18 protein-coding genes and 1 riboswitch are annotated in these 24,429 nt (G+C 73.3%); of the genes, 11 read left to right on the plus strand and 7 right to left on the minus strand.

Going from position 1 to position 24,429, the window contains the following annotated elements; translation table 11 throughout:
- Nucleotides 1–96 precede the first annotated feature (96 nt).
- Nucleotides 97–1,386, minus strand: coding sequence for an ABC transporter substrate-binding protein (locus tag H291_RS0111675; protein WP_026365658.1), 1,290 nt, complete (start codon nucleotides 1,384–1,386; stop codon nucleotides 97–99).
- Between the two features lie 359 nt (nucleotides 1,387–1,745).
- Between H291_RS0111675 and H291_RS0111680 the strand changes: the two genes are divergently transcribed.
- The 7 genes from H291_RS0111680 to H291_RS0111710 all read left to right on the plus strand — a co-directional run bounded on the left by H291_RS0111680 (nucleotide 1,746) and on the right by H291_RS0111710 (nucleotide 13,451).
- On the plus strand, nucleotides 1,746–2,864 hold the full coding sequence (locus H291_RS0111680; protein WP_020015180.1) for an ROK family transcriptional regulator: 1,119 nt from the start codon (nucleotides 1,746–1,748) through the stop codon (nucleotides 2,862–2,864).
- The gene (locus H291_RS29675) at nucleotides 2,861–4,114 is read left to right on the plus strand and encodes a substrate-binding domain-containing protein (protein ID WP_084467957.1); all 1,254 of its coding nucleotides are present in this window, start codon (nucleotides 2,861–2,863) and stop codon (nucleotides 4,112–4,114) included. The genes H291_RS0111680 and H291_RS29675 overlap by 4 nt, the downstream gene beginning before the upstream one ends.
- Entirely contained in the window at nucleotides 4,111–4,887 is a 777-nt protein-coding gene (locus H291_RS0111690) for an ATP-binding cassette domain-containing protein (protein WP_084467959.1), read from the plus strand. The genes H291_RS29675 and H291_RS0111690 overlap by 4 nt, the downstream gene beginning before the upstream one ends.
- On the plus strand, nucleotides 4,884–6,062 hold the full coding sequence (locus H291_RS0111695; protein WP_020015183.1) for a sugar ABC transporter permease: 1,179 nt from the start codon (nucleotides 4,884–4,886) through the stop codon (nucleotides 6,060–6,062). Before H291_RS0111690 ends, H291_RS0111695 begins: the two co-directional genes overlap by 4 nt.
- Complete coding sequence (locus H291_RS0111700; RefSeq protein ID WP_051109480.1) at nucleotides 6,062–7,063, plus strand: LacI family DNA-binding transcriptional regulator; 1,002 nt, start codon at nucleotides 6,062–6,064, stop codon at nucleotides 7,061–7,063. Before H291_RS0111695 ends, H291_RS0111700 begins: the two co-directional genes overlap by 1 nt.
- A 135-nt stretch (nucleotides 7,064–7,198) precedes the next feature.
- Nucleotides 7,199–11,512, plus strand: coding sequence for a GH92 family glycosyl hydrolase (locus H291_RS29680; protein WP_157236824.1), 4,314 nt, complete (start codon nucleotides 7,199–7,201; stop codon nucleotides 11,510–11,512).
- 379 nt (nucleotides 11,513–11,891) lie between these two features.
- A complete protein-coding gene (locus H291_RS0111710; protein ID WP_232216028.1) occupies nucleotides 11,892–13,451 on the plus strand; it encodes a ricin-type beta-trefoil lectin domain protein in 1,560 nt (519 codons plus the stop codon).
- Nucleotides 13,452–13,533: 82 nt separating this feature from the next.
- Here the strand turns inward: H291_RS0111710 and metE are convergent, their stop codons facing one another.
- The 5 genes from metE to H291_RS33305 all read right to left on the minus strand — a co-directional run bounded on the left by metE (nucleotide 13,534) and on the right by H291_RS33305 (nucleotide 20,116).
- Nucleotides 13,534–15,954 (minus strand): 5-methyltetrahydropteroyltriglutamate--homocysteine S-methyltransferase, encoded by a 2,421-nt coding sequence (gene metE, locus H291_RS0111715; RefSeq protein WP_026365660.1) that lies wholly within the window; start codon nucleotides 15,952–15,954, stop codon nucleotides 13,534–13,536.
- An 8-nt stretch (nucleotides 15,955–15,962) separates the two neighbouring features.
- Nucleotides 15,963–16,066, minus strand: a riboswitch (SAM riboswitch).
- Between the two features lie 264 nt (nucleotides 16,067–16,330).
- Nucleotides 16,331–17,500, minus strand: a complete 1,170-nt coding sequence (locus H291_RS0111720; RefSeq protein ID WP_020015188.1) for a Cmx/CmrA family chloramphenicol efflux MFS transporter — start codon at nucleotides 17,498–17,500, stop codon at nucleotides 16,331–16,333.
- 183 nt (nucleotides 17,501–17,683) lie between these two features.
- Nucleotides 17,684–18,154 carry a GNAT family N-acetyltransferase gene (locus H291_RS0111725; protein WP_020015189.1) on the minus strand — a complete coding sequence of 157 codons (471 nt, stop codon included), beginning with the start codon at nucleotides 18,152–18,154 and terminating at the stop codon, nucleotides 17,684–17,686.
- An 88-nt stretch (nucleotides 18,155–18,242) separates the two neighbouring features.
- On the minus strand, nucleotides 18,243–19,460 hold the full coding sequence (locus H291_RS33760; RefSeq protein ID WP_157236825.1) for a hypothetical protein: 1,218 nt from the start codon (nucleotides 19,458–19,460) through the stop codon (nucleotides 18,243–18,245).
- The gene (locus H291_RS33305) at nucleotides 19,442–20,116 is read right to left on the minus strand and encodes an RNA polymerase sigma factor (RefSeq protein ID WP_232216029.1); all 675 of its coding nucleotides are present in this window, start codon (nucleotides 20,114–20,116) and stop codon (nucleotides 19,442–19,444) included. The genes H291_RS33760 and H291_RS33305 overlap by 19 nt, the downstream gene beginning before the upstream one ends.
- Nucleotides 20,117–20,186: 70 nt before the next feature.
- On the opposite strand from H291_RS33305, the gene H291_RS0111740 reads away from it, so the two are divergent.
- The 4 genes from H291_RS0111740 (at nucleotide 20,187) to H291_RS0111755 (ending at nucleotide 23,799) form a co-directional block, all read left to right on the plus strand.
- Nucleotides 20,187–21,050, plus strand: coding sequence for a M15 family metallopeptidase (locus H291_RS0111740; protein ID WP_157236826.1), 864 nt, complete (start codon nucleotides 20,187–20,189; stop codon nucleotides 21,048–21,050).
- Nucleotides 21,051–21,369: 319 nt separating this feature from the next.
- Nucleotides 21,370–22,191: an ABC transporter ATP-binding protein gene (locus H291_RS29685; protein WP_020015193.1), complete on the plus strand. Its 822-nt coding sequence runs from the start codon at nucleotides 21,370–21,372 to the stop codon at nucleotides 22,189–22,191.
- Nucleotides 22,188–22,979, plus strand: coding sequence for an ABC transporter permease (locus H291_RS0111750; RefSeq protein ID WP_020015194.1), 792 nt, complete (start codon nucleotides 22,188–22,190; stop codon nucleotides 22,977–22,979). Before H291_RS29685 ends, H291_RS0111750 begins: the two co-directional genes overlap by 4 nt.
- Nucleotides 22,980–23,016: 37 nt before the next feature.
- Complete coding sequence (locus tag H291_RS0111755; RefSeq protein ID WP_020015195.1) at nucleotides 23,017–23,799, plus strand: MerR family transcriptional regulator; 783 nt, start codon at nucleotides 23,017–23,019, stop codon at nucleotides 23,797–23,799.
- A gap of 95 nt (nucleotides 23,800–23,894) precedes the next feature.
- On the opposite strand, the gene H291_RS0111760 is transcribed toward H291_RS0111755, so the two are convergent.
- Nucleotides 23,895–24,347 (minus strand): DoxX family protein, encoded by a 453-nt coding sequence (locus tag H291_RS0111760; protein WP_033326646.1) that lies wholly within the window; start codon nucleotides 24,345–24,347, stop codon nucleotides 23,895–23,897.
- Nucleotides 24,348–24,429 lie beyond the last annotated feature (82 nt).

The following is a 24,429-nucleotide window of genomic DNA, read 5'->3' on the forward strand; positions in this document are numbered from 1 at the left end:
GGGAGGGTGGGCGCAGCCGCGCGCCGTCGGGATCGGTCCCGACGGCGCGCGACGTACGGCGGTGTGCGTTACGCGGGAGCTTCAAGCACCCGTGGGTCAGCTCTGCGTGGCCGCGGCCAGCTCGGACTGGTACCCGGCGAGGTCGGACGCACCGGTGGTGAACTTGCTGGTGGCGTCAGAGATCGCGTTGAGCGTCGCGACCGGGGCGGCCGCACCATGTGCCAGCGAGGAGACGATCGTGTCGTTCGCGAACGAGTCGATGGCCGTCTGCTGGTACTCCGAGAAGTCGGCGGGGTCCGCGTCGGTCCGGGCCGGGATGGAGCCCTTGGCCTTGTTGAACGCGACCTGCCCGTCGAGCGAGCCGACGGTCTCCAGCCACGCCTTCGCGCCGTCCGGGTGCGGGGCGCCCACCGGCAGGGTGAAGGAGTCGGCCAGGAAGTCGAACACGCCGTCGGTGCCCGGGACCGGGGCCGCGGTGAAGTCGGTGCCGAGGACCTTGTCCTGCTCCTCGAACGCCGCGACGGCCCAGTCGCCCATGACGTTGAACGCCGCGCTGCCGTCGATGACCATCTGGGTCGCCTCGGGCCAGTCGAGACCGTCACGGTCGTCGTTGGTGTAGCTCATCAGCGTCTCGAAGTCCTCGAGCGCCGCCTTGACCTCCGGGCCCTCCCAGTCGGTCGAGCCGTCCCACAGGCCGCTGTAGGCCTCGGGGCCCAGGTCGGCGAGCAGCACCGTCTCGAGCAGGTTGACCTGCGTCCACGTCGTGCCGACCGACAGCGCCGTGACGCCTGCCTTGTCGAGCTTGTCGAGGTCCGCCATCCACGCGTCGAGGTCGTCGTACGTCGCCTCGGGGTCGACGCCGTTGTCCTCGAGCACCGTCGGGTTGGCCCAGACGACGTTCGCGCGGTGGATGTTCGACGGGATCGAGTAGATCGCGCCGTCCTCGGTGGAGAGCCGGTCGACCAGGTCGGCCGGGAAGACGTCGGTCAGGCCGAACTCGTCGTACAGGTCCGAGACGTCCTCGATCTGCGCCGCGTCGATGTAGTCCTGCAGCTCGGCGCCGGCGTGGGCCTGGAACGTGTCCGGCGGGTCCTGCGCCTGCAGACGGGTCTGCAGCAGGTCCTTCGCCGCGGAGCCGGCGCCGCCGGCGACCGCGCCGTTGACGAACTCGATGTCGGGGTGCTGCTCGTTGAACACGCCCACGAGGGCGTCGAGGCCGGCCTTCTCGGATCCGGCCGCCCACCAGGTGAACACCTCGACCTGGTCGGCGCTGCCGCTCGCGCTGCCGCCATCGCCGCCGTCACCGCTGCCGCCGCACGCGGCCAGCGTGAGACCGAGCACGGCGGCTGTCGCCACCGTCGCGGTCATCCTCTGGTTCACTCGCATCTGGGGTCCCTCAACCTTCCTCGGTCGCTGGAGCACCGGCCCTCTGCGTCGTCGTCTACGCGGCGAAGGAGTGTCTCCTCGCGCTCAGGACGGCGTCGTTCCTAGGGACCGGCCGGGCGCGCCTGTACGCCCGTGAACCCGGGTCCTATCGAACGTCCATCGAACCTTGGTGTCAAGAAGTGAACGCAAGCGTCGCTCGATCGTGACCTGAACGTTCAGTTCGTGTATCCAAAACCGTCATACCAGGCCGATTCCGGGCCGGAGCATGCCGGAAGGCGGTTACCCTGGGCGCTGTGCGCGCGGATCGGGTAACCCCCGGCTCGCAGACCTCACTGCGTGAGGCCAACCGAGCGAGGATCGTGAGCGCCGTCCAGCAGCGTGGCTCCCTCACGCAGATCGAGCTGGCCGGCGTCACAGGGCTGTCCCCGGCCACGATCTCCAACATCGTCAAGGAGCTCACGGTCGCGGGCGTGCTGCACACGTCGCAGTCGGTGCGCAACGGCCGCCGCGCCCTCCAGGTCACCCTCGCGCGCAACCTCGGCGTCGTGGCCGGCATCCGGTTCGGCATGCGGTCGCTCAACGTGGCGCTCGCCGACGCCTCCATGCGCGTCCTGGCCGAGCAGCGCATGCCGCTCGCCCCCGACCACCGGGCCGACGCCGGGCTGCAGCGCACCGCGATGCTGATCCGCGAGATGCTGGAGTCCGTGGAGGCCGACCCGTCCGAGCTGCTCGCCGTGGGCGTCGGCGTGCCCGCGCCCGTCGACATCCGCACCGGCCAGGTCGTCACCGTCGGCATGATGCGCGGCTGGGACGGCGTGCACGTCGACGAGATCCTCGGCGCGGAGCTCGGCGTCCCCGTCACGGCCGACAACGACTCCACGCTCGCCGCGATCGCCGAGGCCCGGTTCGGCGCGGGAGCCGGGTACGACTCCGTCGCGTACATCCGCGTGTCCCACGGCGTGGGCGGCGGCCTCGTGCTGGGCGGCCGCGCGGTGCACGGCCGGTCCGGCGTCGCCGGCGAGATCGGCCACGTGTCCGTGGACGAGAACGGGCCCGTGTGCCGCTGCGGCAACCGCGGCTGCCTCGAGATGCTCGTGGGCGCCACCAGCCTGCTCGCCATGCTCCCGCCCGAGGCCGGGCACCTCACCCTCGCCGACCTGGTCACCCGGGCGCAGGACGGCGACGCCGGGTCCCGCCGCGTCGTGTTCGACGCCGGCCGCCACCTCGGCGTGGCGCTGGCCAACCTGTGCAACCTGGTGGACCCCGACGTCGTCGTGATCGGCGGCAAGCTCGCCGAGGCCGGCGACCTGCTCCTCGAGCCGCTGCGCACCTCCCTCGGCCAGCGGGTCGTGGCGACGTCGCGCGGCCCCGTCGAGGTGGTCCCGTCCACCCTCGGGGCCGACGCCGGGGTGCGCGGCGCGCTGGCCGCCGCCCTGGACCAGGCCCGGATGTTCGGCTCCCTCGGGGTGGTCTCATGAGTCTTGTGTCTCGCGCCGTGCCCCGCTCCGCGGCCGGGAACCTGCCCCGGTCGCGCCGCCGCGCCGGGGCCCTGCTCGCGGCGGGCGTCGCGCTCGCCGTCGGGCTGGGCGGGTGCTCGGCCGGCGGTACCGGACCGGCGGGTGGCACGGCCGGCGGCGCCGGCTCCGCGCCCTACGAGGGCACGATCGGGCTGCTGCTGCCGGAGGCGCAGACCGCCCGGTACGAGGCGTCCGACCACCCCACGTTCGTGGCCGTGGCCGGCCGCCGCTGCCCCGGCTGCACCGTGCTGTACGCCAACGCCGGCCAGGACGCCGCCGCGCAGCTCCAGCAGGCCGAGTCGATGCTCGCCCAGGGCGCCCGGGTGCTGGTGCTCGACGCCGTCGACACCGTGGCCGCCGCGGGGATCATCGCGCAGGCCAAGCGGCTGGGAGCCGAGGTGATCGCCTACGATCGGTTCGTGGACGGCGCGGACTACTACGTGTCGTACGACTACGAGTTCATCGGCTTCCTGCTGGGCTCGGCACTTGCCGGTGCGGTCACGGAACGAGACGCTGAGAAGGACGCCGGCGGGGGGACCGGCACCGAGACCGGCGCCACCACCGAGACCGACGCCGACCCGGGCACGGGAGGAGCCGACGGGACCGCGGACGACGACCGGCCGGGAGTGCTGCTGGTGCACGGCTCGGCCACCGAACCCAACGCGCTGGCCATCGCCGCCGGCACCCGCCGCGCCCTCGAAGGAGAGGACATCGACGTGCTCGCCGAGTACTACACGCCCGACTGGAGCCCGGACAAGGCCACCGAGTGGACCGAGGCCATGCTCACCCGGTTCCCCGGTCAGGTCGACGGCGTGCTCGCCGCCAACGACGGCATCGCGGGCGGCGCGATCGCCGCGGCCAAGGCCGCGGGCCTCGACCCCGTGCCGGTCACGACGGGGCAGGACGGCGAGCTGGCCGCGGTGCAGCGCATCATCTCGGGCGACCAGTTCATGACGGTCTACAAGGCGACCGACCAGCAGGCCCAGACCGCCGCGGAGCTCGCGGTGCGCGTGCTGCGCGGCGAGGAGCCGCGCACCACCGCCGTCATCCAGGGCGTGCCCACCGTGCTCCTGGCGCCCCGCGCCGTGGGCGCCGCCGACGTGCAGCACGTGATCGTCGACGGGCACGTCTACACCACGGACGAGATCTGCGTGCCCGCCTACCGGGACGCGTGCGAGCGCGCGGGCCTGATCGGGGAGGGCGCCCGATGAGCGCCCCCGTGCTGTCCCTGCGCGGCGTCTCCAAGCGGTTCGGCGGCGTCCGGGCCCTGGTCGACGTCGACGCCGACGTGCACGAGCACGAGGTGCTCGCCGTCGTCGGCGACAACGGGGCCGGCAAGTCCACGCTCGCGGGCGTCCTCGCGGGCGCGTACCGGCCTGACGCCGGGCAGGTGCTGCTCGAGGGCCGGCCCGTGGTGCTCGACTCCCCGGCCGCCGCCCGGGCGCTCGGCATCGCCGCGGTGTTCCAGGAGCTCGCGCTCGTGGACGACCTCGACGTCGTGGAGAACCTGTTCCTCGGGCACGAGACGCGGCGCGGCCCGCTCCTGGACGAGGTAGCCATGGAGCGCGAGGCGTGGCGCCTGCTCGACCAGCTCGCTGCCAGCGTGCCCAGCGTGCGCGACCCGGTCCGCAGCCTGTCCGGCGGGCAGCGCCAGACCGTCGCCGTCGCCCGCGCGCTGCTCGGGTCGCCGCGCGTCGTCGTGCTGGACGAGCCGACCGCCTCGCTCGGCATGCGCCAGACCGCCGAGGTGCTCAACCTGATCGTGCGGCTGCGCGAGCGCGGGCACGCCGTCGTCCTGGTCAGCCACCAGGCCGGCGACCTGCAGGCCGTCGCCGACCGCATCCTCGTGCTGCGGCTCGGCCGCGTGCACGACGTCTTCGACGGCGACGCCTCCTACGAGGACCTGCTTGCCGCGATGACCGGCGCGGTGCGCCCCGGGGCCCGCAACCAGCGCGCCGACTCGGGCCGGGCGGTGCGCCGATGACCGCGCAGTCCGGCCTGACCGGCGCTGTCTGGCAGCGGGTGCGCGGCGGCAACAGCCTGCTCCCGATCCTCGCGGCGCTCGTGGTCATCTGGCTCGTGATGGGCGCCGTCAACCCCGCGTTCCTCGCGCCCGAGAACCTGGTCAACCTCACGCTGCAGAGCGCCCCCGTGGGCGTGATCGCCCTCGGCGTCGTGCTGGTGCTGCTGGTCGGCCAGATCGACCTGTCCGTCGGGTCGGTCAGCGGGCTCGCCGCGGCCGTGGTCGCCGTCGGCTCCGTGAACCTCGGCTGGCCCGTCGCGCTCGCGATCCTCGCGGCGCTGGCCTGCGGCGTCGTCGTCGGTCTCGGGTACGGCGCGCTCTCGACGCGGCTGGGGCTGCCGAGCTTCGTGTTCACGCTGGCCGGGCTGCTGTTCCTGGCCGGCGTGCAGCTGCGCGTGCTCGGGCCGATGGGCTCGATCAACCTGCCGTTCGAGTCGTGGTTCGTGCGCTCGGTGCAGCAGGGCTTCCTCTCGCCGGTAGCCGCCTGGACGCTGGTCGCGCTCGTGGTCGTCACCGTGGCGGTGGTCCAGGTCGTGGCCCGGGCCCGACGGCGGCGCGCGGACCTGCCCTGCGCGAGCGTGCCCCAGATCCTGGTGCGCACCCTCGTGCTGGCCGCGGTGCTCTCCGCGATCGCGGCCTACCTCGGCACCGCGCGCGGCATCGGGTACTCCGTGGTGCTGTTCGCCGCGCTGGTCGTGGTCACCGACGTGCTGCTGCGCCGCACGCGGTGGGGCCGGTCGGTGCGCGCCGTGGGCGGCGACCGGCGGGCGGCGATGCTCGCTGGCGTGCCCGTGCAGCGCACGGTCGTGCTGTGCTTCGTCGCGTGCTCCACCCTGGCCGCGCTCGGCGGGGTGCTCGCGGCGGGCCGGCTGGGCGCCGCGAACCAGGGCACCGGGGGAGCGGACACCTACCTCGTGGCCATCGCCGCCGCGGTGATCGGCGGCACGAGCCTGTTCGGCGGGCGCGGCAGCGCATGGTCGGCGGTGCTCGGCGTGCTGGTCATCCAGTCCATCGCCAACGGGCTCACGCTGATGAACGTGGACCAGGCCGCGCGGTACATGGTCACCGGCGCGGTCCTGCTGCTGGCGATCATCATCGACATGCTGATGCGCAAGCGACGGGAGGGCCTGACGTGATGCGTCGTCCGACGCTGGCGGTGGTGGCGCAGGCCGCCGGGGTGAGCCTGAAGACCGCCTCCCGGGTGCTCAACGGCGAGCCCAACGTGGCCTCGGCCACCCGGGAGCGCGTGCAGGACGCCGCGGCGTCGCTGGGTTTCAGGCGCAACGCCGTGGCCGCCGACCTGGCCCGGGGCGGCCTGTCCCGCCTGGTCGGGTTCATCACCGGCGACCTGGCCAACGAGTTCTACTCCGCGCTGGCCAGCGGCATCGAGCGCGAGCTGCGGGAGCACGGGCTGCAGCTCCTGACGGCGTCGTCCGACGAGGACCCTGACCGCGAGGCGTCGCTGACCGGCGAGCTCATCGAACGCCGCGTCGGCGCGCTGATCGTCACGCCCGCCGGGGCCGACCAGTCGGCGCTGCGCTCCGAGATCGCCGCGGGTCTGCCCGTGGTGGTCGTGGACCGGCCCGCTGCCGGGATGGACGTCGACACCGTGGTCATCGACAACCGCGGCGGCACGCGGGCCGCCGTCGCGCACCTGCTGGCCCACGGGCACCGCCGCATCGGGTTCGTCGGCGACGAGCCGCACCTGTGGACCTACCAGGAGCGCAGCGCCGAGTTCCTCGCTGCGATGGCGGAGGCCGGCGTGCCCGACGCGCAGCGGCTGGTCCGCTCCGGCGCGCACGACGCCGCGGCCGCCCGCGGCCTGGCGCTGGAGCTGCTCGGCGCGCCCGAGCCGCCCACCGCGATCCTCGCCGCGAACAACCGGGCCACCGTCGGCACCCTCCAGGCGCTGCGCGACATCCCGGGCGGGGCGGACGTCGCCGTGGTCGGGTTCGACGACTTCGAACTCGCCGACCTGCTCGGTATCACCGTCGTGGCCTACGACGCCGTCGAGATGGGCCGCCGCGCCGCCGAGCTCGCCGTCGCGCGGTCCGCCGACCCGGACCGCACGGTCGAGCAGGTCGTGCTGCCCACCCGGGTCGTCACCCGGGGCAGCGGCGAGCGGCCGCCGCGCTGACCTGACCGGGCGGCGCCGGCCGGGCTGACCGGGCAGGGCTGACCGGGCAGGGCCGGCCCACCCGTTGACACCGGGCCTGGCCTGCACCTACGTTCGGCACGCGACAGCGCTGTCAGCCGACGAGGGAGACCACCCATGTCCATAGTCACCGGCCGAGCCAGATCCCGGCAGGCGGCCGCCGCTCTCTCAGGAGCGCTCGCCCTGCTGCTCGCGGTGCCCTCGGGCGCCGCGCTGGCCGCACCCGTAGCGACCGCGCCGGGCGGGAGCGCCGGCGGCGACTTCGCCACCTCCTTCGAGGCCGACGACGCCGCGCCGCTGGAGAGCACGCCGGCCGAGCGCGGCGGCGCCCCGTGGCAGGAGAACGTCGGCGAGTTCGTCGTCGGCCTGCCGGGCAGCGTGCTGGACCGGGTGTCCGCCGTCGCGGCCAGCGCGGAGAACCTGCCGAACGAGGGCGCGGCCAACCTCGCGGACGCGTCGTCTGCCACCAAGTGGCTCACGTTCGCGAGCACGGGCTGGGTCACCTACGAGATGACCGAGCCCACCACGGTCACGGCGTACGCGCTGACCTCCGCGAACGACTTCGCCGACCGCGACCCGCGCGCCTGGACGCTGCAGGGCTCCACGGACGGCGAGACCTGGGAGACGATCGACGAGCGCGCCGACGCCCAGTTCGCCGACCGGTTCGAGCAGCAGACGTTCGAGCTCGACGCGCCGTCGGCGGCCTACACGTGGTTCCGGCTGGACGTGACGCAGAACCGCGGCGCGGGCATCGTGCAGCTCGCCGACTGGGACCTCTCGGCAGACCTCTCCGAGCAGCCCGCGGACCAGCCGATGACCACCGCCGTCGGCTCCGGGCCCACCACCGTGGACTTCACGAACAAGAAGGACGTCGGCTTCACCGGCACCGCCTCCCTGCGGTACGACGGCGGCCACCAGGCCGACGGCGCGGCGCACGCGACCAACGTGCTGTACGACGACGTCGACGTCCGCGTGGGGCGCGACACCCGCCTGAGCTGGAAGATCTTCCCCGAGCTGCTCGGCGACCTGGAGTACCCGTCCACCTACGCGAGCGTGGACCTGCGCTTCACCGACGGCACGTACCTGTCCGACCTCGACGCGCGCGACGCGCACGGCACGGCCGCGACGGCCGCCGGGCAGGGCGCGGGCAAGATCCTGTACGCCGACCAGTGGAACTCCGTGCGCGTCGACCTCGGGTCCGTGGCGCGCGGCAAGACCGTCGACCAGGTGCTGCTCGGCTACGACAACGACGGCGGCTCGGCCGCCACGAAGTTCGCGGGCTGGCTGGACGACGTCGCCATCGAGGCGAAGCCGGAGCGCGTCGACGGGCGCAGCCTGACCAACTACGTGGACACGCGCCGCGGCACGCTGTCGAGCGGGTCGTTCTCGCGCGGCAACAACGTGCCGGCCACGGCCGTGCCGAACGGCTTCAACTTCTGGACGCCGATGACCAACGCGTCCTCGCAGAGCTGGCTGTACGAGTACCAGGCCGCGAACGACGAGCAGAACCGCCCGGTGCTCCAGGGCATCGGTATCTCGCACGAGCCCAGCCCCTGGATGGGCGACCGCAACCAGCTCGCCTTCCAGCCGGCCACGGGAGCGGGGGTGCCCGACGGCGGCCTGGAGGCGCGCGGGCTGGCGTTCGACCACGCCGACGAGACCGCGCGGCCCGACTACTACGCCGTGACGTTCGCGGACGGGACCAAGGCTGAGGTGACGCCGACGGACCACGCGGCGGTCCTGCGGTACACGTTCCCTGCGGATGCCTCCGGCCCCGGCCACGTGCTCGTCGACCGCGTCGCCGGATCCTCGAAGCTGTCGTTCGACGCCACGACGGGCGAGCTGAGCGGCTGGGTCGAGAACGGCAGCGGCCTGTCCGTGGGCCGCACCCGCATGTATGTGTCGGGCACGTTCGACCGCGCGCCGTCGGCCGTGGGCGAGGCGGCCGGCGACCGGGCCGGCGCCCGGTACGCGACCTTCGACACCGGCAAGGACCGCACCGTCGAGCTGCGCGTGGCCACCTCGTTCATCGGGCTGGACCAGGCGCGCGCCAACCTCGGCCTGGAGGTCACGGGCCGGTCCTTCGACAAGGTCCAGCGCGCCGCCGAGCGGCAGTGGAACGACCGGCTCGGCGTCATCGAGACGCAGGGCGGCAGCGAGGACGAGCTGGTCACGCTCTACTCGAACCTCTACCGGCTCAACCTCTACCCGAACTCGCAGTTCGAGAACACCGGCACGGCCAAGCGGCCCGTGTACGAGTACGCGAGCCCCGTGACCGCGCCGTCCGGCGAGGCGACCGACACCGCGACGAACGCGAAGATCACGGACGGCAAGATCTACGTCAACAACGGGTTCTGGGACACCTACCGCACGGCCTGGCCCGCGTACTCGTTCCTGTACCCGGACGTCGCGAAGGAGCTGGTGGACGGGTTCGTGCAGCAGTACCGCGACGGCGGCTGGATCGCCCGCTGGTCCTCGCCGGGTTATGCCGACCTGATGACGGGCACCTCGTCCGACGTCGCGTTCGCCGACGCCTACCTCAAGGGCTCCCTGCCCACCGACAAGGCGCTCGACGCCTACGACGCGGCCCTGAAGAACGGCACCGTGGCCCCGCCGAACAACGCGGTGGGCCGCAAGGGCCTGGAGACCTCGCCGTTCCTCGGCTTCACGCCCGAGAGCACCCACGAGTCCGTCTCCTGGGGCCTGGAGGGGCTGATCAACGACTTCGGCATCGGCAACATGGCCGCGGCGCTCGCCGAGGACCGTCGGGTGCCGCGGGAGCGGCGCGCGACCCTGCGCGAGGAGTCGGCCTACTTCCTGGAGCGCGCCACGCACTACGGCGAGCTCTTCGACCCGGAGGTCGACTTCTTCCAGCCCCGGCACGCCGACGGCTCGTTCCTGAACGCTCCGGACGAGTACGACCCGCGCACGTGGGGCGGCGGCTACACCGAGACCAGCGGCTGGAACTTCTCGTTCCACGCGCCGCAGGACCCGCGCGGCCTCGGCAACCTCTACGGCGGGCAGGACGGCCTGGAGGCCAAGCTCGACGAGTTCTTCGCCACGCCCGAGGACGCCACGCACACCGGCGGCTACGGCGGCGTCATCCACGAGATGCGGGAGGCGCGGGACATCCGGCTGGGCCAGTGGGGCATGAGCAACCAGGTCTCCCACCACATCCCGTGGCTGTACGACGCCGCGGGCGCGCCGCACAAGACCCAGGAGATCGTCCGCGAGGTCACGCGCCGCCTGTTCGTGGGCAGCGAGATCGGCCAGGGCTACCCGGGCGACGAGGACAACGGCGAGATGTCGTCGTGGTGGATCTTCGCCGCGCTCGGCTTCTACCCGCTCCAGGTCGGCTCCGACCAGTACGCCATCGGCTCGCCGCTGTTCGACAGGGCGACCGTGCACCTGCCCGACGGCGACCTGGTGATCAACGCGCGGGGCAACTCCGTCGAGAACGTCTACGTGCAGTCGCTGCGCGTGGACGGGCGCTCGCGGACCTCGACCTCGCTGTCGCAGGAGGACCTGTCGGGCGGCGCCCGGCTGGACTTCGTGATGGGTCCGGAGCCCTCGGCCTGGGGGACCGGGGCCGACGACGCGCCGCCGTCGCTCACCGAGGGCGACGAGCCGCCGACGCCGGACCGGGACGCCACGGCGGCGGGGAGCGTGACCGTGTCCGACGGTGCTGACGGCGCTGGCGGTGCTGCCGCTGACGCGGACGCGCTCGTGGACGACACGTCGTCGTCGCGCACCACGTTCGTGACCCGCACCCCGACGATCACGTGGGACGGGTCCGGCACGACGGCGACGGTGGGCACGTACACGCTCACCTCGGGTGTCGCGGGCACGGCGGCGCCGTCGGCCTGGCGCCTGGAGGGATCGGACGACGGCGAGTCCTGGACGGTGCTCGACGAGCGGTCGGGCCAGGAGTTCCGCTGGGCGCTGCAGACCCGTTCCTTCTCGGTGGAGGACCCTGCGGAGTACGGGCGGCTGCGGATCGTTGTGGAGGAGTCCGCGGGTGACGGTGAGCTGTCGCTCGCCGAGGTCCAGATGCTCGCCGAGCAGGGCGGCGACGCCGAGGAGCTGCCGGTCACCACGACCACGACACCGAGCGCCGAGGAGCGGGCCGAGACCCGCGCCGCGGGCGAGGCCGAGGACGCGGCGAACGGCGTCACCGTGTGGGCCGCCCCGGCCTGCGCCGACGGCGACTCGACCCTGCGGGTCGTGGTCGACGGTGCCGACGGTGCATCCGTCCGGGTCACGTCCGACTTCGGGACGGAGACGGTCAAGGGCGACGGCGAGCTGACGTTCGAGGCCGGTTCGGCGCAGGTCGGGACGGGCGCGGTGACCGCCGTCGTGACGGCGACCGTGGACGGCCAGCGGGCGACCGAGACGGTGACCGTGCCGTACCAGGCGGCCGCCTGCGGCTGAGCTGGGTGCTGCGGGACCTGGGCCCCGGGGGCCCAGGTCCCGTGGCCCTGGACGGGCGGTCCGCCCCTGCCTGAGGGCTGGGGCCGGCCGCCCGTCGGGCTTTCCGGGGACTCTCTGAGATCGGTCGGATGTGATCAGAGCGGTCGGTCAACCGACCGGACTCATGACGTCGGACCGATCTCAGATCAGGACTGGGTGAGCGACCCCAGCTCAATGTGCGCTGGGGGTTGGGCATAAGGGATGGATAGGTACTTTCCACACAGGGTCGTCCCACCCGTTCTGGTGGTGCTGCGCCGTCAATACGCTCCGAGGCACACGAGGTTCCCCAGGCCTGACGAGGAGCACACCAATGTCCCGATCCCTGAGAACGTCACGTTCCGTGATAGCGCTGTCAGCCGCCGTGCTGATGGTCGGCACGGCGCTCACCGGCGCGAGCACGGCGGGCGCCGCCCCGGCGACGCAGGACGCCCAGAGCACCCAGAGTGTCCTGAGCGCCCAGGACGCCGACCGTCCCGGCGCCCTGCCCGACGGCCAGGTCCGCGCGATGGAGCGCGACCTTGGCCTCACCAAGGCCGAGATCCCCGCCCGTCTCGCCCGCGACGCCGACGCCGCGATCGTCGAGCAGCACCTGACCGCCGCGCTCGGTGACCGGTATGCGGGCACCTGGCTGCCCGACGGCGCCGACGCCCCGCGCGTCGCCGTCACCAGCGCGGCCGCCGCCAAGGTGGCCGAGCGCGCCGGTGCCGACGCCGTCGTCGTCGAGCACAGCCTGGACGCCCTGACCGTATGGAAGGAGTCGCTCGACGAGGTGGGCGCGCCCGAGTCGGTGCACGCCTGGTACGCGGACCCGGTGACCAACGAGGTCGTCGTCGAGGCGGCCGACGCCGCGGCCGCGAAGGCGATGATCGCCGAGTCGGGCGTGCCGGCCGACGTCGTCCGGGTGGAGAAGTCGGCGGAGGCGCCGCAGACCGCGCGCGACATCCGCGGCGGCGACGAGTTCCACAAGCCGCTCGGCAACGGGTACGTGACCCTGTGCTCGATCGGCTTCGCCGTCTCCGGCGGGTTCGTCACGGCCGGGCACTGCGGCTCGACCGGCGACCCGGTCAACGCGCCCGACGGCGCCGCGCTCGGCACCTACCGCGGCTCCACGTTCCCGGGCCGCGACTGGGCCTGGGTCGGCACCAACAGCAACTGGACGCCCACCCCGGCGGTGAACAACTACGCGGGCGGCACGACGGCAGTCGCAGGCTCCAACGAGCAGGGCATCGGTGCCGCGGTGTGCCGGTCGGGGCGCACGACCGGCTGGCGCTGCGGCGTCATCCAGGAGAAGAACGTGACCATCAACTACGGCGACGGCGACATCCCCGGCATGGCGACCGGCTCGGCGTGCGCCGAGGGCGGCGACTCCGGCGGCTCCGTGCTCTCGGGCAACCAGGCGCAGGGCGTCACCTCGGGCCGCATCGGCGACTGCTCGTCGAACGGCCGGTTCATCTACCAGCCGGTCAACCCGATCCTGAGCGCGTACGGCCTGCAGCTGACCACCACCGGCGGGGGAGGCGGGGGCCGGCCGCTGATCGGGCTGGCGGGCAAGTGCATCGACGTGCCGAACTCGGACTTCTCCGACGGCAAGCGGCTCCAGCTGTGGACCTGCAACGGCACCGGCGCGCAGAACTTCGCGTTCCAGGCCGACGGCACCCTGCGGGCCGGCGGCAAGTGCATGGACGTCGCCGGGGCCAACACGGGTGACGGCACGGCCGTGCAGCTCGCCAACTGCAGCGGCAACCCGGCGCAGCAGTTCACGCTGAGCGGCGCGGGCGACCTGGTCTCGATCCTCGCGAACAAGTGCGTGGACGTGCCGAACAGCAACAGCGCGAACGGCACGCAGCTGCAGATCTGGACCTGCAACGGCACGGCGGCCCAGAAGTGGCGCGTGGGCTGACGGTTCCTGGTCGGATCGGACCTCGTTGGTCGAGCTTGTCGAGACCTGTTTTCGACAAGCTCGACCAACGGGGACGCCGGCGTCAGAGGGTGGCGCGGACCGCCTTCGCCGCCGTCACCAGGTTGGCCAGCGACTCCTTCGTCTCCGCGTACGCGCGGGTCTTCAGACCGCAGTCCGGGTTGACCCAGACGAGCCGCGGGTCGATCGACTTGGCGGCGAGCTCGACCAGGTCGGTGACCTCCTCGACGGACGGCACGCGCGGGCTGTGGATGTCGTAGACGCCCGGCCCGATGCCGCGGCCGTACCCGGCGTCGGCCAGCTCCGGGACGATCTCCATGCGGGACCGCGCCGCCTCCACGGACGTGACGTCCGCGTCGAGGCCGTCGATCGCGCCGATGACCTGGCCGAACTCCGAGTAGCACAGGTGCGTGTGCACCTGCGTAGCGGTGTCGGCGCCGGCGGTCGAGAGCCGGAACGAGCGCACCGACCACTCCAGGTAGCCGGGGTGCGCGGCCGTGCGCAGCGGCAGCAGCTCGCGCAGCGCGGGCTCGTCCACCTGCACGACGCCGATGCCCGCCGCCTCCAGGTCGGTCACCTCGTCGCGCAGCGCCAGGGCGACCTGGTCGGCGGTGTCGCCCAGGGGCAGGTCGTCGCGGACGAACGACCAGGCCAGGATCGTGACCGGGCCCGTCAGCATGCCCTTGACCGGCTTGTCGGTCAGCGACGCCGCGTACGCCGTCCACTCGACCGTCAGGGGCGCCGGCCGGGAGACGTCGCCCCACAGGATCGGCGGCCGCACGCAGCGCGAGCCGTAGGACTGCACCCAGCCGTTGACGGTCGTCGCGAAGCCGTCGAGCTGCTCCGCGAAGTACTGCACCATGTCGTTGCGCTCGGGCTCGCCGTGCACCAGCACGTCCAGGCCCAGCTCCTCCTGCAGCGCGACCGTCGAGGCGATCTCCGCGCGCATGGCGGCGGTGTAGTCGGCGTCGGAGAGCTCGCCCCGCACCCACGCGGCGCGCGTGCTGCGGATCTCGGACGTCTGCGGGAACGAACCGATGGTCGTGGTCGGCAGGGCCGGCAGGTTCAGCCGCGCCTGCTGCGCGGCGGCGCGCTCCGCGTACGGGGCGCGCTGCGCGTCGGCCGCGGTCAGGGCGGCGGTCCGCTCCCGCACCTGCGGGACGACGACGCCGGGTGCCTCGGCGCGGGAGCGCACTGCAGCCGTCGACTCGGCGAGCCGGTCGGCGACGGCCGCGCGACCCTCGGCCAGGCCCGTGGCCAGCGTCGCGACCTCGGCGACCTTCTGGTCGGCGAACGCGAGCCACGACTTCAGGCCCTCCTCCAGGCGGGGCTCGTCGGCGACGTCGTGCGGCACGTGCAGCAGCGAGGTCGAGGTGCCGACGGCCAGCGCGCCGGCGCCGAGGCCGGTCCCGGCGGCTGCCAGGCCCTCCAGCGTGGTGAGGCGGGCGTCGAGGTCGGCACGCCAGATGTTGTGGCCGTCGATGACGCCCGCGACCACGGTCTTGTTCTCCAGGCCGGGCACGGGACCGGTGGGCACGGCGCCGCGGACCACGTCGATCGCGATGGCCTCGACGTCGGTGCCGGCCAGCAGGGCGAGGCCGTCGCCGGCGTCGGAGCGCAGGTCGCCGTAGGGCGCGGTGACCAGGATCGCGGGGCGCTCGGCGGCGGCGTCCGACCCGGAGCCGGCGGGGTCGGCGGCGGAGTTGCCGGCGGGGGAGAGGTCGCTCGCGAGGCGGGCGTAGGCCCGGCGGACGGCGTCGGCCACCTCGTCGAAGGGGACATCCAGCAGGTCGGTGACCAGGGCGGGCTCGTCGAGCTGCACCCAGGGCGCGCCCGCGGCGGCGAGCGTGCGGAGCAGCTCCGCGTACGCGGTGACGACGTCGTCGAGCCGGTCCAGCGGGCGGAAGCCCTCGGGGGCGTCGCCGGCCGCCTTGCTGAGCAGCAGGAACGTCACCGGGCCGACCAGCACGGGGCGCGTGATCACGGCCTGGCCGCCGTCGGCCGGGTGCGCCAGCTCGGTGAACTCGCGCACGGCGCGGTCGTCGACGAAGCCGATCGGGGTGTCCGGGCCGATCTCCGGCACCAGGTAGTGGTAGTTCGTGTCGAACCACTTGGTCATCTCGAGCGGCGCCCGGTCGCCCTCGCCGCGGGCCACCGTGAAGTAGGCCGCGAGCGGCAGGTTGCCCTCGTCCGTGGTGAGCCCGGCGAACCGCTCGGGCACCGCGCCCAGCAGCGCGACGGCGTCGAGCACCTGGTCGTAGTAGGAGAACGAGCCGGGGACGGCTGCGGTCCCGGCCTCCAGGCCCAGGTCGACGAGCCGGCGCGCGGTGGCGAGCCGCAGGTCGCGGGCGGTCGCCTCCAGCTCGTCGGCGGTGGTGCGCCCGGCCCAGAAGGCCTCGACCGCGCGCTTGAGCTCGCGCCTCCGGCCGATGCGCGGGTAGCCCAGGATCGTGGCGGTGGGAAGGTGCGGGTTCGTGACTGCCATGCGTATCAGCTCCATCGGACCTGGCGTTAGCACCTTGCCCCGAGATTGGCGCCTCGGAGGTAGGTTGCTGCGGTGTCGTGGAGCCAGGACTCTCGACCGCTCTGGATGATGAGATCTGATCGTAGGCATGCCCGGGATGTGGTCGGCAAACCGTCCACGCCTCGGGACGGTCTCGGCGGCTGGACGGACGCGCGACAAAAAGTGTGCCAAGCGGGATGTGTGCGCAGGTCGGATCGCGCGTGTCGCGGAAGGTCGGCCCTGAACGGCCGACCCCCGTCGAGCAGGGGAGGCGACCATGCACCTGCTGCCAGGTTCGGGCGCGGTGTGGCAGCAGGCGCGTGGTCGGTCGGTCGGAAAGTTGTTCAGCGACAGCCGGTCATGCTCGTCGTTCTGTGGCGGACCAGAGCGTGACGGCGGCCGCGACCAGCGCCGCGCTGACGAACAGCGGGCCGGCGGTCCCGAACGCGCCGAGCAAGGCACCGCCGAGCACCGGGCCGAGCAGGGCGCCGAGGTTGAGCGCGACCGTCGAGAACGCGCCGCCCATCGTGGGGGCACCCTGCGCTGCCGCCATGCTGCGCGCGATCAGCGTGCCGCCCACCGCGAAGGACAGTGCACCCTGCACCGGGGCCAGCACCCACACGGCGGTCGGGCTGTCGGCCAGAACCGCCCAGGCGATCCAACCCGCGAGCAGGGCAGGCCCGGCGACGTCGAGCACGAGCCGGCCGCGGGTGTCGGCGAGGCGCCCCGCCGCCGAGACTCCCGCGAACGCACCGAGCCCGAAGAGTGCCAGCACCACCGGTACGAGCGACGGGTCGAGGCCCGGTCCGTCGGTGACGATCACCGCCAGATAGGTGAAGGCGCAGAACGTCGCGCCGTTGACCAGCACCCCGAGTGTGAGGTGTCGCAGCAGGTCCGGGGACCGGAGGGTGCGGAGCTCGGTCCTCAGGTCGAGGCGCGGACGGGCGGGTTCGAGGTGGTCGGTGCTGGGCTGGTCGGTGCCGGTCTGCGGCGGCGTCAGCCGGACGACGGCGACCAGGGCCGCGGCCGAGAGCCCCGCGATGGCCCAGAGCGCGGAGCGCCAGCCCCAGAGCTCGCCCAGCAGCGCGCCCGCGGGGACGCCGGCGATCAGGGCGAGCGTCGTGCCGCCGAGGAGCACGGACAGGGCGCGGGCGCGCCGTCCGGCCGGGACCACGCGGGCGGCGGTCGACAGCGCGACCGCGAGGAAGCCGGCGTTGGCCAGGGCGGCGACGAACCGGGTGCCGAGCAGCACGCCGAAGCTGTCGGTCAGCGCGCCCGTGACATGGGCCAGGACGAACACGGCCAGGCACGCGGACAGGGTCCAGCGTGGGGGCAGGCGGCGTCCGACGGCGGCCGTGAGCGGCGCGCCAACCACCATCCCGACCGCGAATCCCGAGGTCAAGTAGCCGGCCTGGGCGACCGGGATGCCGAGGTCGGCGGAGATGCCGGGCACGAGCCCGGCGAGGACGAATTCCGATGTGCCTTGCGCGAAGACCGCGACCGCGAGCACGTAGAGCAGGACAGGCATGAACGACTCCGAAGGGGGAGAGGGAACGGGTAGGCCTGGTCGGCACTACGGGGCCCTTCGGATGCGCGGAGGTGCCCGCTCCGTCAGGGGAGCAGGCTGCGAGGCGTGGCCTCGGTGGTCTCTACAGGGGCATCTCGGGCTACCGGAGTACCGGCAGCCCGAACCTGGATGCTTCTGGAGACCTCATGCGGTGAAGCTAGCACGCACGGGCAGCGGACGGTGCCACGCGACCTCGCGGTCGAGCTGGCCCGTCGCGCGGAACAGCGCGACCTGGTGCGCGTCGGGCAGCGCGGCGGCGAGCGCCTGCGTGGTCGTGGGGCCGAAGCCGAGCTTCTGCCAGAAGCCGCCCGAGCGCCGGGAGAACAGCCAGGCCTCGTGCGCCCCGGCGTCGGCGGCCTGGTCCAGCGCGAAACCGGCCAGGCGCAGGCCGGCCCCGGTGCCCCGCAGGTCGGGCCGGACGGCGACGCTGCGGACCAGCGCGTGCTCGCCGTCGTCGCCGAGCTCGAACCCGGTCGTGGCGCTGATGGCGCCGTCCTGGTCCCGCTCCAGCCAGAGGCGGACGGCGGGCTCCGCGAGCGCGGCGACGGTCAGGTCGGCGGTGCGCAGGAACGCGGCCAGGTCGTCGAGGTCGGCCGAGGTGGCGCGGTGGAGCACGGCGGGAGCCTATCGCGGGGTGCTGCGGCGCGTCGTGGGGTGGGGTCCGGGTGACGGGGTTCGGGTGATGGGGCTGAGCGGGGCGGGGTCACGGGCGGCCGGTGTCGTTCGTGGGCGACATGCTGGGCTCGTTGCACCCCGCCCAGCTGAGGTCGCTGTGCACACGGAACTGCTTGCCCCCGTCGTCCTCGGCCCAGATCTCGACGTCGCTCGGCAGCCAGGTGGTGGTGTCGACGAGCAGCTCGACCCGGGTCATGACGCCGCCGCGTACCGCCGTGTCCGAGGGGACGATCTGGATCCGGGCGACGGTCTGCCCGCCGGCCCGCTCCACCTGGACGTCGTCCGTGCCGAGACCCTGCGTGCCCAGGCCTTGGTCGTCGGAACCCTGGGCGTCCTGGGCGTCGCCCCCGGACAGGGCTAGGTCCTGGTCTGTCCGGCCGCCAGTGCCCGTCCGGTCGTTCGTGCCGTCGTAACCGGGCAGCCCGAGCACTACCGCGGCCGATGCTGCCTGCAGCACCTTCAGGGGCTGCTGGTCCAGCGTGGTCTTGGGTGTGGCGATGCCCGTCCCGTCGACGGGATCGAAACGCAGTTCCGAGTCGTCCCCGAGGGTCGACCGGGTCTTGACGCCGCAGCTCGCACCCGACATCGCCTTGCCCGCGCGGACGACGACGTCGCCCGGTGTCATCCAGACGGTGGGCGACGGCGACGAGCCGTCCTGCGGGGCGACGACGCCGGGCGTGCCCGGGGCCGAGCCGGGCAGGGCGCCCGGTGCGAGCGCGCTGGTCAGGCTCACGGTGAGGACTGCGGCGGTCGCCGCAGCGGCGCTCCATGCGAGCACCCGCCCGCGGCGGGTTGATTGGCGGCGAGTCGTCCCGCGGCGCAGCGCCGTCGGGACCTGCCCGGTCGGCGTACCGGCGTCGCGAAGCAGAACCTCGACCTTCCCGGTGCCGGACCAAGTGTCGGGCCAAGCATCGGACCAAGCGTTGGTCCCGCCGTCGGGCTCCGTGTCCAGGCCCGCAGCGGAATCGGTGTGGGACCAGGAGCCGGCGCGCGCACCAGGCCCGGCATCGGTCCAGGCGCCGGCCTCGGGCCTGGTTTCGAGCCGGCCATCCGGCTCGGCATCGGACCAGGTGGTGCGGGCGGAATCTCCCGGGCCGAACTCGCGCGGGCCTTCGGCCGTCGCGCTGTGGCCGCTTGCGGCGCCGTTCGCTCGCGCGCGGGACTCGGCGTACACCCGCCGCAGGTCCAGCTCAGGATCGGCCCCGCGCAGTGCGCGGCGGGCGCGGGTCAGCTCGTCGTCGTCCACGTCAGGCTCCTTCCTCGGGTCAGACGGGCGTACGCGGCGCGCAGGCGCCCTCGGGCGCGGTGCACCCGGTTGGCGGCGACCGCGGTGGTGCAGCCGAGCACCTGGGCCACCTCCGCCGTCGACAGCTCCGCGGCCGCCAGCAGTGCGATGACCTCGCGGTCGGCCGGACGCAGCAGGTCCATGGCGCGCCGGAGCTCGTCGAGCTCGCCGACCAGGCGGACGTCGTCCGCGCCGGCCGGGGCGGGATGGGTCCCGACCCGGTCCGCCAGCGCCGTGCGCCGGTGCTGGGCGCGTACCTGGTTGGCCAGCACACGGCGGGCGACGGCCAGGAGCCAGGCACGCGGGTGGTCCGGCAGCTCGCCCTTGCGCCACGCGATCGCGAAGACCTCGGCCACGACGTCCTCCGCCTCCGCGGCGGGGAGGCGTGCACGGGCGTACCGATACACGCCGTGCGCGTGTGTCGCGAAGAGCTCCTCCGTGCGTTCGGGCGTGAGCGTGCCCGGGACGATGCGGTGCGGCTCTGTGTTGGTGGCCAGGGCGAACTCCGGTGTGCCGATGGTGGTCAGGGGCGAACGGCGGTTGGCGATCGGGAACGACCGGGCCCTCGATCGGTGCTTACAAACGGTGGGTGTCCGGCGTCGCCGGGGCCATGTCACGCAGCGGGTGTGACCCACGTCACAGTGTGCGGCTGAGATGCCGTGCCTGCCGCCGTACACCGACGGGGTTGTGACCATCTTCCTGGACCGCCAGCCCCTGCCACGTATCGCCGTCGTCATGCTCGCCGTCGCGTTCCTCCTTACGGGGTGCGCGTCGGGCGCGGCCCCCGCGACGTACGAGACGTCGGCCTCGTCAGGGCTGGAGACGGGATTCGGAGGTTCGGCAGCGGACGGCGCGGCTGCCGATGGCGCGGCTGCCGATGGTGCGGCTGCCGATGGTGAGGCCGTAGCAGGTGCGAGTGCCGACGAGCCGGTGGGCGTCCCCGCCGAGGCCACGCCCGGCATCGACCTGGCGGCCCACTCGCCCACGGACCCGGCGAGCCCGTGGGTGGTCGTGAACAAAAGGGTGGCCGTCGACCCGGTCGACTACGAGCCGGACCTGACGACGGTCCGCGGCTATCTCGTGCGTCCGGACGTGGCCCCTGACCTCACCGCGCTCCTCGCCGCCGCCGAGGCTGACGGTGTGCACCTGACGCTGCGCAGCGCCTACCGCGGCTACTCGAAGCAGGCCGCTGTCTACGAGGGCTGGGTGGCGCAGCTCGGTAGTGCGCAGGCCGACGCGGTATCGGCTCGGCCGGGGCACAGCGAGCACCAGACGGGCCTGGCAGTGGACGTGGGCGGTAGCAGCCGGCCGCAGTGCGACTTCGAACCGTGCTTCGGTGACACTCCCGAGGGGCGGTGGGTCGCCGAGCACGCCAGGAGCTTCGGTTTCCTGGTCCGGTACACGCCGGAGAACAAGGCCGTGACCGGGTACGCCCCGGAGGCGTGGCACCTGCGCTGGGTGGGTCGTGACCTGGCTGGATACCTGAGCGAGACCGGTCTCAGCACCCTGGAGGAGGTGTTCGACGTGCCGGGCGGGGACTATCGCCGCTGACGTACTTGACCTTGCCGTAGCGGCAACCTTGCACGCTGCGGTCATGACCACTTCAGACAGAGCGACACCGAACCCACCGACCACATCGGCGCCAGCAGCAGCGGCGCCAGCTGAACCGGTGCTCGCAGCACCGGCGTCCAACGCACCGGTCTCGAACGCACCGGTCTCGAATGCACCGGTCTCGGATGCACCGGTCTCGGATGCACCGGTCTCGGATGCACCGGTCTCGGATGCACCGGTCTCGAACGCACTGGTCTCGGATGCCCGGGCGTCGAGCGGGTCGGTTTCCGGCACCTCTTCTCCCGGCACCGCGATCGCGGTGGTCGGGCTGCACAAGTCCTTCGGGGACCACCACGTGCTCGACGGCGTGGACCTCACCGTCCCCGGCGGCACCGTCTACGCCCTCCTGGGGCCGAACGGCGCGGGCAAGACCACGATGGTCAACATCCTGTCCACGCTGCTCACGGCCGACGCCGGCGAGGTCCGTGTGGCGGGCCACGACGTGCGCCGGGAGCCTGCGCGGGTGCGGTCGGCGATCGGCGTCACCGGGCAGTTCTCGGCGATCGACATGTTCCTCACGGGCCGCGAGAACCTCCGCCTCATGGCCGACCTGTCGCACCTCGACCGGCGCAGCGCCGCCCGCGACGTCGCTGCCCTGCTCGACCGGTTCGACCTGGTCGAGGCCGCCGACCGCCGGGCCCTGACCTGGTCCGGCGGCATGCAGCGCCGTCTGGACCTGGCGATGACGCTCATCACCCGGCCGCGCCTCATCTTCCTCGACGAGCCGACCACAGGCCTCGACCCCCGCAGCCGACGCGAGGTCTGGGACGTGGTGCGGGAACAGGTCGCTGACGGCGTCACCGTGCTCCTGACCACCCAGTACCTGGAGGAGGCGGACGCCCTGGCCGACCGCGTCGGCGTCCTCGACGCCGGCACCCTCGTCGCGGAGGGGGCGCCCGCAGAGCTCAAGGCGCTCGTTCCTGGCGACAGCACCAACCTCGACGACGTCTTCCTGGCGCTCACGGGCCACGCCGCGAGCGCCGTCGGCGCCACGCACACCGCAGACGCGATCGCCCCCACCGCCCCGAACGCCTCCACCGCCCAGACCGGCCCGACCGACCAGGAGACGACCGCCCGATGAACCTCACCTACGTCGTCCGCGACTCGACGACCATGCTGCGCCGCAACCTGCGGCACCTGAGCCGCTACCCGTCGCTGGCCGTCATGCTGATCGCGATCCCGGTCGTGTTCCTGCTGCTGTTCGTCTACGTCTTCGGCGGCACGCTCGGCGCGGGGCTCCCGGTCGACGGCGGGGGCACGCGCGCCGACTACCTCACCTACCTGGTCCCGGGGATCTGGATCATGACCGTGTCCAGCGTCGCGAACGGGACGGCCGTCGCGGTGGCCATCGACCAGACGGGCGGGATGTTCGCGCGGTTCCGGACCATGGACATCGCCCGCGTCTCGGTCCTGGCGGGGCACGTGCTCGGTGCGGTGATCCGCACCGTGCTGGCCCTGGCGGTGATGATCGTGGTCGCGTTGCTGCTCGGGTTCCGGTCCGACGCCGGTGTCGTCGGCTGGCTGGGCGCCGCCGGGCTGGTGCTCCTCCTGGCGTTCTCGTTCACCTGGCTGACCGTCGCGATGGGGCTGGCCGCGGGCAGCATCGAGACGGCGAGCAACACCCCGCTGGTGCTGATGGTGCTGCCGGTCGTCAGCAGCGGGTTCGTGCCGACCGAGCAGATGCCCGTCGGATTGCGGCAGTTCGCCGAGCACCAGCCGTTCACGCCGATCATCGAGACCCTGCGCGCCCTGACCTCGGGGGCGCCGGTCGGGTCCGAGGGCTGGTTCGCGCTCGGGTGGTGCGTGGTGATCGGTGTGGTCGGATACCTGTGGTCCCGGCGCCAGTTCGGCAGGGTCCCGACGAGATAGGCGCCGACGAACGAACATGGGAGGAGACACTAGGGCGATGCTGACCATCGGCCAGGTCGCGGCGTACGCCGGCGTGACGGCGCGCACCGTCCGGCACTACCACGCCGTCGGGCTGCTTCCGGAGCCCGAGCGCGACCATTCCGGGTACCGCCGGTACGGCGCGCAGGCGGTCGTGGACCTGATCCGGGTCAGAGTGCTGGCCGACGCCGGCGTCCCGCTGGCCCGGGTCCACGACCTCCTGCGGGCCGACGACGCGGAGTTCGCGGCCGCCGTCGCCGAGATCGACACCCGCCTCCGGTCTGAGATCGAGGAGCGGGAGCGGCACCGGGAGCGCATCGCGCGGCTCGCCGCGGGGGACAGCCTGGCCCTGCCGGCGGAGGGCGCGGCCTACCTCGACCGGTGGCGTGCGCTCGGCATTCCCGAGCGGGTCGTCCAGATCGAACGCGACAGCTGGATCCTGTCGCTGGCCGTGTACTCGCGGGAGGAGATCGCCGCCGCGATCGTGAACAAGGGGCGGCTGCTGGAGGACGCCGAGTTCGTCGACGTCCTGCGCGCGATCGGCGAGGGGATCGACTGGGAGCCCGACGACCCGCGGCTGCCGGGGCTGGCCGACAAGGTGGCGGCCGTGCTGGACCGCCATGTCGAGTGGTCCGGCAACGGGTCGGGCGAGATGGAGCGCGCGCTCGTCGAGCAGTTCGACTCCATCGCCCTGGACTCCATCCCCGCGGGCCGCCGCCTGGAGGCGCTTCTGGAGGAGCGCGGCTGGTCGGGCTGGACGCGCCAGAAGCGCGTCCGGCCGCGGGACGTCGCCGCCGAATGAGTTGAGCACAGCAGTTGCTGCCAGGACAGCCGTGCTGCAGCAGCAACTGCTGTGCTCGACGTCGTGGTCGGCCGCAGCGGGCGGAACACCAGACCTCAGAACGGCAGCCAGACGACGGCGGCCAGCGCGGCCAGATAGAGCGCCTGCTCCGCGAGGCGCCGTCCGACCGGCGTGGCGGGCTTGCCGCCGAACAGCACACCGCGGCGAGCCGCGGAGATGTTGGCGGGTGTCATGGCCAGGGTCAAGAGCCCGAGGCAGATCGCGGCGGCGGGCGCCGTCGCGGGCACCAGCAGGCCGATCGCGCCCGCGAGCTCCAGTACGCCCGTGCCCGCCACGAGCAGGTCCGGGCGCGGCAGGCCCGGCGGCACCATGCGGACCAGGTCTCTGCGCACGTGGGGGATGAGCCGTCCGGACGCCGCGATCAGGTAGACGGCCGCGATGCCGATGCGGGTGGCGTCGTGCCAGGTGTCGAGGGCCGGTACCGCGAGGCCGACCAGGCGCGCGAGCGCGGTGACCCCGACCAGGAGGACGGGAAGGGGGACGGGCATGACCGCTCCGATCTTGACGGTGACAAGTTCGTGCGACACCTCACCACTCGCACTGCTATCTTGTCAATGGCAAGATCGGTCG

The sequence above is a fragment of the Promicromonospora sukumoe 327MFSha3.1 genome (genome assembly GCF_000385135.1).
GTDB lineage: Bacteria > Actinomycetota > Actinomycetes > Actinomycetales > Cellulomonadaceae > Promicromonospora > Promicromonospora sukumoe_B.